This is a genomic window from Veillonella sp. VA142 (genome assembly GCF_003992135.1).
GTDB lineage: Bacteria > Bacillota > Negativicutes > Veillonellales > Veillonellaceae > F0422.
Genome location: NZ_RQVN01000019.1, coordinates 15,498 through 32,392, shown reverse-complemented (window position 1 = coordinate 32,392; position 16,895 = coordinate 15,498). Strand labels below are relative to the sequence as shown.

Here is a 16,895-nt window from a genome sequence, read left to right as displayed (position 1 = left end):
GTACCACCTGTTGTAGGAGCTACGCCAGTTGTACTTGGAGTCACTGTTTGGTTACCTACTACAACCCCTGCTGCTGTTAATTGACCTTTAGAGCCATCTACTTTCACAGTGTTGTTACCAGTGCCCGCTGTGATAGTACCAGCTGTTCCATCCATTGTCACTTGTTTAGTAGCATCAGTGCCTAGAGTTACTGTATCCGCCAAACGAACGTCATAATTAGTATGTCCATCAGCTGCTGTAGTTGTCGTTAAGGAAAGATTTTTATTGGCATCTGTATTGTTATTATTAACAGTTACAGTTGTTTTTGCTTTGCCAACTTCATCTTTCAATTGTTTTACGTTAACAGCGTCTGTATCACCTTCACCTTTAGCCACATTAGTAATGGTTGCACCACCCACGGAGATATTGCCTGGAGTTACTGTTTCAGTACCACCTTCACCAGTAGTTTTTGTGCCTGGATTGATTGTTAATGTTGTACCACTATTGGAAATAGTTAATGGGTTTGTACCACCTTTACCAGCGATGGAATTAATGCCTGTTAAAGATTCTGCTAATTGGACCTTCAACTTGCCATTAACTGCGTTGACACCGATGTTATCTGTTGCTGTGAAAGGAGCTGCTGCACCACCAACGATTTCTAAACGTTCGTTTAGTTTTTTGTTGATTACATTCGCTTCAGCTTCAGTTGCTGTTGCTGCTGTGTAATTGTCACCGCTGTATTTTTGACCGTCATCCATCGTAGCTACTTCATGTTTCACTGTGATTTCTTTACCAGCATTATTAGGATCTGGATGTTTCGTTTCATATACGATACGAGTCATGCCGTCTTTGCCATTAGCGCCATCTGTGCCGTCTAATCCAACTGCACCTTTGTCACCTTTCATAGTAAGACCATTAGCACCATCTCTGCCATTCAATCCGATAGAGCCGTCTTTACCATTAATCACAACTGCAGATCCGTCTTTACCATTCACACCGATTTTGCCATCAGAACCATCTTTACCTGGTTTACCTTCAGCACCTGGTTCACCTTTTTCACCGACAGTCACGACTGCATCTTTACCTGGTTGACCATCTTTGCCGTCTTCACCTTTTACAGTCACTGTATTGGTTGTCAAGGATTTAGATGTTAAATCTTTGTTTAACTTCACAGTCACAGTTGTGTCGCCGTTAGCATCTTGTCCAACTGTCGTGATTACGTTGTTACCATCGTATTGTTTATCTGCTTCTGTTGCATTTTTAACGTCTGCAGTACCTACGATGTTCACAGTAGAACCAAGTTTATTTGTGACAACATTCTTGCCACCAGCTGTAGCAGGAAGGTTCGCACCGTATTTCATGCCTGTATCTGTTACTTTTCCAATCACTGCATTGGCTGTGTTTTTAAGGTCAGATACGTTAACCGCTGCATTTGGATGGTTAGTCGCTTTCGCAGCTTCTTCCAAACGTTCTAAGAATGTTGGATTTTGTTTAGTTCCTGTACCTTCTGGAACGTTTATATTGGCAATGGCAGATCCTACGTTGTCTACACGTTGTGGTGCTGCTGTATTTGCTTTTGTATGAACATCACCAGTATACACTGTACCATCTGCTTTTTTGAAGCTACCATCTGGTTGCTTGAATACTTGGTTGCCATCGTTATCTACGAAGATTAACGCTTGCGCTTCTCCCAATTTTTGAGCATTTACTTTTACGTCGTATGCGTGTGCATTTCCACCTACAGCATCAACAGTAACAGTACCATCAGTAGACGTAACTGTTGTAATCGTATCGTTATCCACGCCTTTTTCAGCGCTGATTGTGATAACACCATTGTCTTGTTTAACAGTAACACCAGATTCACCTTTTAAAACAATTCGTTTGTTATCTGTTGCTTGCGCTCCAGCTTGTGGTTCTACTTTATCTGTAGATGTACCGTTGTTAACTGCCAAATCCCACAATGCAGTTTTATCTGCTTTGTTGTTAACCTCGCTGGTAACTGTTTTCAACTGATCTTCTGTTGCTGCACGGCCAGATACATAAGTTGGGTTATTAATAGTCCATGTTGTGTTACCAAGACCTGTTACATAATTGCCAGTTTCAGCTGCTGGAATTACGCCAGGGCTTGGGATCGCCGCTGTTGGATTTAAGGTTTGGTTACCTACTACAACCCCTGCTGCTGTTAATTGGCCTGTAGATCCATCTACTTTCACAGTGTTGTTACCAGTGCCCGCTGTGATAGTACCAGCTGTTCCATCCATTGTCACTTGTTTAGTAGCATCAGTGCCTAGAGTTACTGTATCCGCCAAACGAACGTCATAATTAGTATGTCCATCAGCTGCTGTAGTTGTCGTTAAGGAAAGATTTTTATTGGCATCTGTATTGTTATTATTAACAGTTACAGTTGTTTTTGCTTTGCCAACTTCATCTTTCAATTGTTTTACGTTAACAGCGTCTGTATCACCTTCGCCTTTAGCCACATTAGTAATGGTTGCACCACCCACGGAGATATTGCCTGGAGTTACTGTTTCAGTACCACCTTCACCAGTAGTTTTTGTGCCTGGATTGATTGTTAATGTTGTACCACCATTGGAAATAGTTAATGGGTTTGTACCACCTTTGCCAGCGATGGAATTGATACCTGTTAAAGATTCGGCCAATTTAACTTTCAACACACCCCCATCAGCATTAACACCGATGTTGTTGTCAGTCAATGTACCTGTTGCACCGCCAAGGATGTCTAAGCGGTTGTTCAATTTCTTAGCAATCACATTTTGTTCGGCTGCTGTAGTAGTCGCCGCTTTGTAGTTATCCCCAGCATATTTCATGCCGTCGTCCATGGTAGCTACTTGATGTTCTTTACCGCCTTCAGTGTATATGATACGAGTGATGCCGTCTTTGCCGTCAACACCTTTCGCACCACGAACGCCTGGAACGCCATCAGCTCCATCCTCACCATCATAGCCCTCTTTCATGCCAATGTTGATGGATTTGCCTGGTGTACCATCTGCCCCTCTAGGTCCAGTTAAGCCGATAGAGCCGTCTTTACCACTAATCACAACTGCAGAACCGTCTTTACCGTTCACGCCGATAGTACCGTTAGAACCATCTTTACCTGGTTTGCCTTCTACACCTGGTTCACCTTTTTCACCGACAGTCACGACTGCATCTTTGCCTGGTTGTCCATCTTTGCCGTCTTCACCTTTTACAGTGATTGTGTTAGTCGTTAAGGATTTAGATGTTAAATCTTTGTTCAACTTCACTGTCACAGTTGTGTCGCCAGTCGCTGGATCTTGAGAAATAGATGTTACTACGTTGTTACCATCGTATTGTTTATCTGCTTCTGTTGCATTCGTAACATCTGCAGTACCTACGATGTTCACAGTAGAACCAAGTTTGTTTGTGACAACCTTATTTCCACCAGCTGTAGCAGGAAGGTTCGCACCGTATTTCATGCCTGTATCTGTCACTTTTCCAATCACTGCATCAGATGTTTGTTTAAGGTCAGATACATTCACTGCTGCATTTGGATGGTTAGTCGTTTTCGCAGCTTCTTCCAAACGTTCTAAGAATGTTGGATGTTGTTTAGTTCCTGTACCTTCTGGAACGTTTGTATTGGCGATGGCAGATCCAACGTTGTTAAGAATAGTATCTCCAGCTGTTGTACTTTTTGCTGCCGATTGAATACGAGTTTCTACGTCTTCTGGTTTTACTTCTACCGTAGGATTATCTACCGTATGGAATTTACCATCTTTATCAATGGTTACTTTTTTACCATCTTTTGTTGTATATACAACAGGTAATTGAGAACCGTCTACTATAGCTTGTTTGTTAATTGTTAAAGCATATGCATGATTACCATCTGCTGGTGTATCTTTGGCAGTCAACACGGTTTCATCGGTAGATGTCACAGTAGTTACCGTATTATTATCTGTACCAGCTACTGGTGCCCCAATAGTAATCTCACCATTGTCTTGGCTAATAGTAACTCCGCCTGTACCTTTTAAGACAATACGCTTATTATCTCCTGCTACATCTTTTGGAGTAACCTTAGCGCCATTTGGATCATCGCTTGCAATCGCCAAATCCCACAACGCAGTTTTATCTGCTTTGTTATTAACCTCGCCGGTAACTGTTTTCAACTGATCTTCTGTTGCTGCACGGCCAGATACATACGTTGGGTTATTGATAGTCCATGATGTATTACCAAGACCTGTTACATAGTTGCCAGTTTCAGATGTACCACCTGTTGTAGGAGCTACGCCAGTTGTACTTGGAGTCACTGTTTGGTTACCTACTACAACCCCTGCTGCTGTCAATTGACCATTAGAGCCATCTACTTTCACAATGTTGTTACCAGTTCCAGCTATTATGCTTGCATTCGTACCATCTACAGATACGGCATTATTACCTGTGCCCGCTGTGATAGTACCAGCTGTACCATCCATTGTCACTTGTTTAGTAGCATCAGTGCCTAGAGTTACTGTATCCGCCAAACGAACGTCATAGTTAGTATGTCCATCAGACGCTGTAGTTGTCGTTAAGGAAAGATTTTTATTGGCATCTGTATTGTTATTATTAACAGTTACCGTTGTTTTCGCTTTGCCAACTTCATCCTTCAATTGTTTTACGTTAACAGCGTCTGTATCACCTGAGCCTTTTGCCACATTAGTGATTGTTGCCCCACCAACGGAGATATTGCCTGGAGTTACTGTTTCGGTACCGTCTTCACCAGTAGTTTTTGTGCCAGGGTTAATTGTTAATGTTGTACCGCCATTGGAAATAGTTAATGGATTTGTACCGCCTTTACCTGCAATGGAATTGATACTTGTTAAAGATTCTGCCAATTTAACTTTCAACACACCACCATCAGCATTCACACCGATGTTGTTGTCAGTCAATGTACCTGTTGCACCGCCAAGGATATCTAAGCGGTTATTCAATTTCTTAGCGATTACGTTTTGTTCGGCTGCTGTAGTGGTAGCTGCTTTATAATTGTCGCCACCATACTTCATGCCATCGTCCATGGTCGCTACTTGATGTTCTTTACCACCTTCTGTGTATACGATACGAGTGATGCCGTCTTGACCGTCAACACCTTTTTCACCACGAACGCCTGGAACACCATCAGCTCCATCCGCACCATTATAGCCATCTTTCATGCCAATGTTGATGGATTTGCCTGGTTGTCCGTCAGCACCTTTCGGTCCAGTTAAGCCGATTGTGCCGTCTTTACCTTTGATGACAACAGAGGCACCGTCTTTACCATTGACACCGATGATGCCATCAGAACCTGGTTTACCATCTTTACCTGCTACACCTGGTTCACCTTTTTCACCGACAGTTACGACTGCATCTTTGCCCGCTTGTCCATCTTTGCCGTCTTCACCTTTCACAGTTACCGTATTTGTTGTCAAGGATTTAGATGTTAAATCTTTGTTTAACTTCACAGTTACCGTTGTGTCGCCAGTCGCTGAATCTTGAGAAATAGATGTTACTACGTTGTTGCCATCGTATTGTTTATCTGCTTCTGTTGCATTCGTAACATCTGCAGTACCTACGATGTTCACAGTAGTGCCAAGTTTGTTTGTAACAACCTTTTCTCCACCAGCTGTAGCAGGAAGGTTCGCACCGTATTTCATGCCTGTATCTGTCACTTTTCCAATCACTGCATTGGCTGTATTTTTAATGTCAGATACGTTAACCGCTGCATTTGGTGTATCCGTATTCGCTTTATCTAATTTTTCCCAATACGTTGCATTGTTTTTAACTGCCCCAGCTGCATCTTTCACTACAGCCGTATCGATAGCAGAACCAACGTTGTCTACACGTTGTGGAGTCGCTGTATTTACTTTTGTATGAACATCACCAGTATATGGTGTACCATCTGCTTTTTTGAAAGTGCCATCTGGTTGTTTAAATACTTGGTTACCAGCATTATCTACGAAGATTAACGCTTGCGCTTCTCCCAATTTTTGAGCATTTACTTTTACATCGTATGCGTGTGCATTTCCGCCTACAGTATCAACAGTGACAGTACCATCAGTAGATGTAACAGTTGTGATTGTATCGTTGTCTACACCTTTTGGTGCACTGATTGTAATAACGCCATCGGCTTGACTAACTTCAACGCCATTTTTACCTTCGATAGCAATTCGTTTGTTATCTGTTGCTTGCGCGCCAGCTTGTGGTACTACATTGGTAGTAACATTATCTTTTTTAACTGCTAAATCCCATTGATTTGCTTTTACAGTATCTAATACTTGTTTAGATGCCACATCATTGATAGTAATCGTTTCAGGCGTACTATTAGGTTGTTTAGTATCCTTAACTTTTAAAGCAATAGTTCCATCATTTGGTTTATATGCACCATCACTACCTGCTTCCGGATTCGCAATCAAGCGGAAATCTGTTGTAGACGCCGCATCAGCAATATCTTTTACCGCTTTTAATTGTTCTTCTGTTGCAGCACGATTAGATGTTCCAAACCCGTCTACAGTTAGAGTTGTATTTTGTAACCCAGTCACATAGCCCTGTTTACTATCGATGGATACTGGATGATCCCCATCTACTTTCACAACTCCATTGTTATCGAATGTCACTTTACCAGTGCCAGCTGTATTTGTAATAGATGTGATGTTACCTAAGTTGCCTTTTACATTCACTTCATATGGCTTAGCTTCTGTACCTTCACCTTCTACAGTTGTATTTGTACCATCTGCTAATTTTATTTTAGCTACAGATACTTTGTACACAGTTTTACCAGCAGTTGTTGTATCTAGATTTACCGTTACATTATCTGAACCGTTTGTCACTTCTACTGCCCCTTGAGCAATTTCAGCCACTTTTTTCTTAGATACACCAATACCATAACGAGCATTAGCTTCTTCATCAGTTCCACGCACCATAGAAACAGTAGCAATATTTTCATCACCTGTTTCAGCAGTTGCTGTCGTAACAGATTCTACTTGCTTATTTGCAGAGATAGTATATGTTTTCTTGCCAGTTGTAGCATCTACGGTAGGTTTTCCCACTGTAATACGGTCGCCTGCTGTAATTTCTGTTCCTAAACCAGTGATAACTTTTTTACCATCATCTGTGATATTAGACAAATCATTTTTAGCTACTCCAGAGATGACAGCTTTTGTATCAGCTACTGCTTCACCGTTACCATTTACGTAAGTTAATGTCACATCACCGTTGGTATCTACAGTGTATTTTTCTGTAGCTGTTGTCGGTTTAACGTGAAGTTCTTTGCCTGCTACTGCATTTAATTGGCTCACGTTAACTGCATCGTTATTACCTGTACCGTTTGCTACATTTGTTATTCTTGCACCACCCACGGAGATTGTGCCGGGGTTTGTTCCTTCACCATTGTTAATTGTTAACGTTGTGCCACCATTGGAAATTGTGAATGGATTTGTACCACCTTTACCTGCAATGGAATTAATGCCTGTTAAAGATTCAGCTAATTGGACTTTCAACTTACCATTAACTGCATTGACACCAATGTTATCTGTTACTGTGAAAGGAGCTGCTGCACCACCAACGATTTCTAAACGTTCTCCTAATTTCTTAGTGATTCCGTTTTGCTCAGCCGTTATACCGTCTGCCGCTTTATAGTTATCCCCAGCATATTTCATGCCTTTGTTTGTAGCATCAGTAACTGCTTTGGCAATGCTTGCATCAGATGCATTTTTAAGGTCAGATACGTTAACAGCTGCTTTAGATTTTGTAGCATCTTCTGAGGCTGTTTTTAAATCTCCTAAGAAATCTGTAGAAGTTCCATTTGGATCAATCGCAGAACCAACATTATCTATACGTTGAGGCGCCGTTGTATTAACTTTCGTATGAACAGTACCTTCATATTTATTACCATCAGCATATTTGAAAGTACCATCTGGTTGTTTAAATACTTGGTTGCCATCGTTATCTACGAAGATTAACGCTTGCGCTTCTCCCAATTTTTTAGCATTTACTTTTACATCGTATGCATGGGCATCTGTTGTAGATGGAGTCACTGTAACTGTGCCATCTGTATTGGATACTGTTGTGATCGTATCGTTATCTACACCTTTTTCAGCGCCGATTGTGATTACACCGTTTTCTTGTTTAACAGTAACACCGGATTCACCTTTTAAGACAATACGCTTGTTATCTGTTGCTTGTGCACCAGCTTGTGGAACTACTTTATCTGTAGATGTACCATTGTTAACTGCTAAGTCCCACAATGCAGTTTTGTCTGCTTTGTTGTTTACTTCGTCATTGACTGCTTTTAACTGATCTTCTGTTGCTGCACGACCTGAAGTTGCTACTGGGTTTGTTACATTCCATGTTGTATTTTGTAAACCATTAATATAGCCTTGTTTGCCATCGATAGATACTGGATGATCTCCATCTACTTTTACAACACCATTGTTATCGAATGTCACTTTGCCAGCGCCTGTTGTATTAGTAATAGACGTGATATTAGTTAAGTCACCTGTTACATTCACCTTATATGGCTTAGCATCTGTACCTTCACCTTCTACAGTTGTATTTGTACCAGCTGCTAATTTTGTTTTAGCTACGGATACTTTGTAGATTGTTTTGCCCTCTGTATTTGTATCTTTATCTACAGTAACATTATCTGCATTATCTCCAGCTTTTACTTCTACTGCATCTTTAGCGATATTAGCTACTGCTTTTTTAGATACACCTACGCCATAACGAGCATTGGCTGCTTTATCTACAGTATTATCCATCATAGTCACAGTAGCGATATTTTCATCGCCTTCTGCAGTATCGGCTTTCGTCACAGATTCTACTTGTTTATTTGCCGCAATTGTAAAGGATTGTTTGCCTGTAGTAGCATCTGGTGTTCCAGCTGTAACTGTAATACCATCTCCTGCATTGATCGTTGGTCCTAAGCCAGTGATAACTTTTTTACCTTCATTAGTGATGTTCGATAAATCGTTTTTAGCTATACCAGAGATGACTGCTTTTGTATTAGCTGCAGGTGTTCCATCCCCATTTACGTAGGTTAATGTTACATCACCATTTCCATCTACAGTATATTTTTCTGTATCTGTTGTTGGTTTAATGTGAAGTTCATTACTTGCTGCATCTTTTACTGCTTTAGCAATACTTGCATCGGAAGCTTGTTTCAAATCAGACACGTTGACTGCAGACTTGCCTGTTACAGGGTCCTTTGCTGCAACTTCTAATTTTTCTAAGAAGGTTGCATTCGGTTTTTCTTGACCTGCATCAGTAGTTACTTTTGCTCCATCAATCGCAGAACCAACATTGTCTACACGTTGTGGATTCTCTGTATTTACTTTTGTATGAACATCACCAGTATACGCTGTACCATCTGCTTTTTTGAAAGTACCATCTGGTTGTTTAAATACTTGAGTTCCGTTGTTATCTACGAAGATTAACGCTTGCGCTTCTCCCAATTTTTTAGCATTTACTTTTACATCGTATGCATGGGCATCTGTTGTAGATGGAGTCACTGTAACTGTGCCATCTGTATTGAATACTGTTGTGATCGTATCGTTATCTACACCTTTTTCAGCGCCGATTGTGATCACACCGTTTTCTTGTTTAACAGTAACACCGGATTCACCTTTTAAGACAATACGCTTGTTATCTGTTGCTTGTGCACCAGCTTGTGGAACTACTTTATCTGTAGATGTACCATTGTTAACAGCCAAGTCCCACAATGCAGTTTTATCTGCTTTGTTGTTCACTTCGTCATTAACTGTTTTCAACTGATCTTCTGTAGCTGCACGACCTGAAGTTGCTACTGGGTTTGTTACATTCCATGTTGTATTTTGTAAACCATTAATATAGCCTTGTTTGCCATCGATAGATACTGGATGATCTCCATCTACTTTTACAACGCCATTACCAGCAAAGCTTACTTTGCCAGTACCTGCTGTATTAGTGATAGATGTAATATTAGTAAGATCACCAGTTACATTAACTTTATATGGCTTAGTTGCTGTACCTTCACCTTCAACAATTGTATTCGTACCATCTACTAATTTAGTTTTAGTAGCAGAAATAGTATAGGTAGTTTGGCCAGTTGTAGGATCTGTAGTTGGTGTTCCAACAGAAATACCTTCACCAGCTTCAATTTTTGTACCTAATCCAGTAATTACTTTCTTACCTGCATCCGTGATGTTGGACAAGTCTTCTTTTGCTAACCCTGTAGCACTTACTTTCACGGAACCATCATCCTGCTTAGCAATCGTGATGTTATCACCATTTACAAGATTCACCAATTTATTCGTTGGAGCAACTTTTGTGCCATTCACCGCAAGGTTCCATTCATCAGTTTTTTTCGCCAATCCAGCATCGTTGAATGAAAGTTTTACATTAGATCCACTAGCGGTAGTTGTAATGTAGTTAGTATCACCTGTAATGTTAAACTTCACATCGTTAGCTAATGTTTGTTTATCTGTAGCAGAGTTATTATCCCCACCTAAAGTGATACCACGACCTACTAATGCATCTAACACTTTTTTAGATGCCACATCATTAATCGTTATCGTCTCAGGTGTACCATCAACTTTTGTGCTGTCTTTCACTTTTAAGGAAATAGTTCCATCTTCTGGTTTATATGCTCCACCACTATTTGCCTCTGGATTTGCAATCAAACGATAATCTGTAGTAGATTTTTTATTTAATTCCGTATTCAGTGCTTTTAACTGATCTTCCGTAGCAGCACGACCAGATACATAGGTTGGATTTGTTACATTCCACTCAGTATTTTGTAAACCATTTACATGGCCTTGTTTACCATCGATGCTAACAGGTTTATCACCTGCCGCTGCACCACTTGTGAAAGTAGTTACGCCATTCGCACCGAAGGTTACTTTACCATTACCTTCAGCATTTGTGATGGAAGTAATCTGAGTAAGATCTCCGGCTACATTAACTTTGTATGGCTTAGCTGTTGTACCTTCACCTTCAACAGTTGTATTCGTACCAGCTGCTAATTTAGTTTTATCTACAGATACTTTGTAAATCGTTTTACCAGCTGTTGTTGTATCTGGTGTAACAGTAACATTGTCTGAACCATTTGTTACTTCCACTGCACCTTGAGCGATTTCAGCTACTTTTTTCTTGGATACGCCTACACCATAACGAGCATTGGCAGATTGATCTGTTCCGGACACCATAGAAACAGTAGCGATATTTTCGTCTCCAGAATCTGCTGCTGATGTAGTAACAGATTCCACTTGGTCATTCGCCACAACTTCATAGGTCTTTTTACCTGTTGTCGTGTTTGTTGTTGGGTTTACAGTAATATTTTTACCCGCTGTGACTTCCGTAAGACCAGTGATTACGTTTTTACCCGCATCCGTAATATTGGACAAGTCAGTTTTTGCTAATCCGCTATCGTTGAAAGTCAATGTTACATCATCCCCAGCAGCTGCTGTGGTAATGTACCCATTAGCACTCTTGATATTGAATTTCACGTTACCGTCTTTTAAAGATTTAGCTGTAGTAGAACCCGTCGCCGTTCCATCCCCAAGGGCAATAGTATGTTCCACTTGGCCTTTCACGGTATCTAAATCTGATTTTTTGGCTACTCCTTTAATAGTCGCTTTTGTGTTTGATACAACGCTTCCATTACCATCAGAATAGGATAAAGAAACATCACCATCATTATTAGGCGTATAGTCCGCTGGCGTAATATGTAGTTCTCTATTTTTCAAATCCGCTGCGGTACTGTTTAAATCATTTACATTCACTGCTGCATTAGGGTTATTCGTAGCTGCTACCTTTAAACGTTCTGTAAATGTTGGAGTTGTGTTACCAGTTACACCTTGGTTTTGAATGACAGAGCCAACATTATTAAATATAGTCGGAGTCGTAGTATCTGTTTTTCCTGTTGTAGGGCTTGCACTCACTAAACTAGCTTGTACATTTGTTACTGGTTTATCTTTACCAACCACAGGATTTTCTATTTTATAATACTTACCATCTGTATATTTATACACGCGGTTGCCTTCTGCATCTGTGTATACTACTGGCATAGCATCTAAAATTTTACTACCGCTAATCGTTACTGTGCTACCATTAGCTGTTACAGAAATACCGCCATCTCCAACTAGGTCGACACGTTTATTCCCATCATTACTAGGTACCACTCGGCTGATAGTACCGTCAGTACCCTTAGCTCCTAAATTCCAAGTGATTGCATCTAATTGCGATTTATTGACAGCATCACCATCCGCTACACCATTAGCAAGGTTAGTGATTGGCTTACCATTCATGTTAATGCTGTCGTAAGAAATAGATGGACCAGCTGTTGAAGTTTGATTATTACCATCATATTTATAAGCAGTAAAGCTTTTTGATTTTAATTCAGGACGTAATCCAATAGCAACTGTATTTCCTGTAGTGAAAGTACCTACGTTACCAGTTTCATAACGTGCTCCGCCATCTGCCCATATAGAGTTAGGCTCAGAACCATTTGTGAACTTTTTACCCGTTACATTCACGGTATTACTAGTTGCTGTTGGTGTTACTTTAGACCCTTGATCGCCTGTAAAGCTAGTAACAAATACCTCAGCGATTTTGTCTTTTATAGACTGCGTCAAGTCCATTGTGATGGTATTACCACTAGCATTCGATGTTAGGTAGGTACCGTCTCCTACTACATTTAATGTTTGTTTATATAAAAGTACGTCAGCACCTGCATCTGCTGTAGTATTACCAGTAATCTTTAAGTTTGTCGCTTTCAATTGTGCTACATTCACTGCATCTGTATCCTGAGTACCTGCAGATAAGTTAGTGATTTGACGCAACTTGCCTTCTGCACCTACAGAAACAGAGCCTAAACCAGATATAGAAGCAGTGTGACCAGCTATCGCAGGATCATAAGTATTCAAACGTCCATTAGCTGGATCCCATCCTTGTATGCCTGCTGCTACCCCTGCAACGGATTCAGAACCAAGTGCAACGGATCCTTCCTCAGTTGCTTTCGCTCCAGAGCCTAATGCCAGAGTTTTTACTCCCGCTGCAGTGGCACCTGTACCAAAGGCTGCACCCGAATTAGATTGTACTTTAGCACCCTGACCAACAGCAGTTGCATATGTTGCATTCGGATCAATTTGGGCTCCTTGACCAATGGCTGTACCGTAGGTCGCATTTGTATTAATAGTCGCACCTTGACCAATAGCTACACCGTATGTTGCATTTTCTTTAATCGCAGCATCTTTACCTAATGCAACACCATCAATGGCACCATCTTTAATGTTAACACCTTTACCAATGGCAACACTTTCTTTCGCTGTAACACGAGTGCCAGTACCCATAGCAATGACTTCTTTTTTATTTGTATATGACTCTCGGCCAATCGCAATACTATTTGCGCGAACTTTCACATCCTCAGCTGCTGTACTATTATCATCTACTCTTGCATTAGAGCCAATAGCAACAGAGTTTTCACCCAATGTATAAGCACCCGAACCAAGCGCTACTGCATCTCCGCCTTTTGCAGAAGCAGATCTACCGATAGCCACGTCTTGGTCACGTTTTGCTGTCGCACCAGTACCAATAGCCACAGTATTATTTCCGCTCCATTTACCATTCCAAGTAGTGGCGTTATCGTTCGCATCTGCTTTTGCAGTGGCACCATCACCAATAGCAATACCACTAGTAGCCGCGCTAGTCGCAGATTTACCAAGTGCTACCGCATTAGTACCAGAACCAGATGCACTTTTACCAATAGCCACGCCATTATCAGCGTCTACCTTAGCGCTGGAACCAATTGCAATCGCTTCTTTTTTGGTAACCTCTGCTTGAAGACCGATAGCAATACTATTAGTACTTTTTGCATCATTCCCTGTCGGATTAACTTTTGCTTTAGAGCCAATAGTAACTGAATTTTCGCCATAGTTTGTCGCCTCAGAGCCGATTGAAAGTGCCGTTCCTGCTTTCGTAATAGAATTATAACCGATAGCGATATCTTTATCTCGTCTTGCTTCCGAAGATTCACCGATAGCAATTGCACGAGTTCCTGTCCAAGTGCCATCTGGAATATCGTTACCATCTTTGTCTATATTTAAACCAATTTTAGCAGCTTTACCGATAGCAATACCACTTGTGGCATTCGCATAGGCTGTACGGCCAAACGCTATGGACTCAATTTTTCTCGCATCGGAGTTAGCACCTAATGCTAACGCCCCCTCTTGTCTTGCATTAGATAGTGGACCTATTGACATGGCATCTTTACCAACAGCCTCAGCACTTAATCCCATAGCCATAGAGTTCTGTCCACGAGATTTCGCAATTGAACCTATTGCAATGGATTGATCTCCACCAGCATATACCGTCGTACCAAGACCGATAGAGTATTTGCCATATGCGCCAGAACCTGCACCAATAGCAATCGCTGAAAGTGCCTTATTATCAGCTTTTGCATATTTACCTAAGGCCATGTTATTGGAACCTAAAGCTTGATCATTAAGATAGTTTGAGTTACGAGCTTCTAATGTATTTCCTGACGCATCCCAACCTATCGTCGAAGTCGATCGTTCATCCGCCTTTTCCTTATTGTTTACAGACAAGAAATGAGGGTCAGTTTCACGCCATGCACGTAATTGTGCTACTGTGACTGCATCTGTATCTAGCGCACCTGGTGCCACATTTGTAATACGACGCAATGCATGAATCTTCTTATCATTACCATTATCATCTTGAATTGTAACTTCTCCGCCACCTACAGAAACAACACCTAAGTTTAATTTATCCAGCTTTTGAAGTTCTTTACCCGCTTCTGTGCCACGTGGTAAGAAAGATGGAACATTAGCGCCTTCTTGTTCTTCATACACAACATTTCCATCACTACCATATTCATACACTGTTGTAGGATCTGTATAATTAGCATATGGATTAGCGCCGTCTTTCAGCTTTGGTGCCTTGCCTCGATAGTAATCGGTAGATCCTGTACCTAATACGATAGAGTTCTTTCTGCTAGCCGATGCATCCTTACCAATAACAATACTTTGGTCATTATTAGCAGTGGCTTTATTACCAATAGCAATCGTATCTGTCGCATTCCCTAAAGCTGTTGTACCCAAGACAACGCTATCTTTTCCGACCGCTTTGGAATCTTTACCGATGGATATAGACTGCACTGCCCCTTGGCTAACCTCTGCTGCTTCCCCTATGGCTATAGCACTCTTATCCATAACTTTACTTGATGCACCAATAGCTACACTTTTAGAAGAACCCCCATTCACATAGGCATTATTACCTAATCCGACACTATTTTCAGATAATACTTGTGTAGATGTACCAATGGCAACGGAATTTGCCCCATCATTTATGTTCGCCTGTGCCCCTAAAGCAATACTATTTTTTGAACCAGCACCAACATTTGAAAAATAACCCATACTTAATGAATTATTAGAATCTCTTTCAATTTTCGCATTCGTGCCTATAGCAGTACCATTCTCAGATAATACTCTCGTATTAAATCCGACACCAACTGCACTATCTCCCACTATCTGCACACGGTTACCAATAGCAACATCACCAGCCCCATAGGTAGCCGAACGCACACCCATAGAAATAGAGTTTTCTTTATACGCTTGGGACCCTACCCCAACGGCAATCGATTGATGTGCATATTTATCAACCTGGGATGCTGCACCTAGAGCAATACTTGCATCAGCTAAGGCAGCCGTACCCACACCTTGCGCAATACTTGCATTTCCATTTGCCACTGTATTGTTACCTATCGCAATGGCATTAGATCCCGTTGGAGTTACTGTTGTATTAACCTTCGACGTAACTTTATTCCGAAATTCCTCATTATTATAGTTGTCATTTAAAAACGTTGCGATTCCTCCCGGTGTTTCCAACGCAGTTTTTAACGCACCATTGTCTGTATTATTAATCAGATTCTGGTAGTCTTGTTGAGCTTCTAAATCTCTTTTTGCTTGTGTAAATCTTTTATTTGCAGCCTTATAGGCCTCTTCATATTGCTGAATTTTTTGCGTTGTCGAAGATGGATTACTTTTTGCCGCATCAAGGGCTACTTTCGCATTATCTCGCATAAACATATAACTTTTATAGTCTTCTAACTTAGCAAATGTATCTGCTGATAAACGAGAAGAGTTCGTAGCAATAGCCGACGTCAACGCCTCTGAACCTGTAGTACTAGCATTAGCAAAGGTATTATAACCAATCGCCAATGACGCATTACTACCTGCATTGGTGTTATAACCAACCGCATTGGAACCTTGACCTAATGCTGCAGAGTTACTACCTAAAGCTAAGGAATAGTCGGATTTAGAACGTGCATCATGGCCTACTGCTACAGATTCAGTTGCAGTGGCATTAGAGTTAAGCCCCAACGCCATGGCGTCAGAACCTGCTGCACGGGAATATTCTCCCAACGCAAGCGTGCCTATCCCAACAGCTTGAGAGTGACCTCCTAATGCTATTGCCCCAGCTCCTGTTATAGTGGTATCCTCACCCCCCGTAACATTACTGCCTTGGTATGTCACATAGCCTTGGTTAACTGTTAAACCTGCTGAAGTTTGGGTACTCGCTGTAGCCAAAGGACCATGATATAGTAAACCATACAAATCTCTAAATGTAATTTTAGAAGCACTTACACGAGAGTTTAATATCTTTTCATTTCTTTCTTCACTAGTAGCGCCCCCATATTGTGAACCCAACCCTAGTGCATCAAAAGCATCCACTAGTCTACCGATTGGTACGATCGCATGCACCGTACTAGGCACACTAACCCCAATGCCTCCTGTAATCAAGAAAGCGATAACGGCCCCTTTGGTATAGCGCCCTTTGTCTTTTAATGCTCGTTTCAGAAAGCGTTCACATTCTAAAAATATTTGGCTCGATTTCATACAACCTCCATACATATAACTATCCTTCAACTCCAACAC

The 16,895-nt window shown here is 41.1% G+C and carries 1 protein-coding gene; it reads right to left on the bottom strand.

The window, feature by feature from the left end:
• Positions 1-16,856, bottom strand: a 16,856-nt coding sequence (locus tag EO117_RS07380; RefSeq protein WP_164727540.1) for a hypothetical protein, incomplete at its 3' end; no start/stop codon positions are given.
• Positions 16,857-16,895 lie beyond the last annotated feature (39 nt).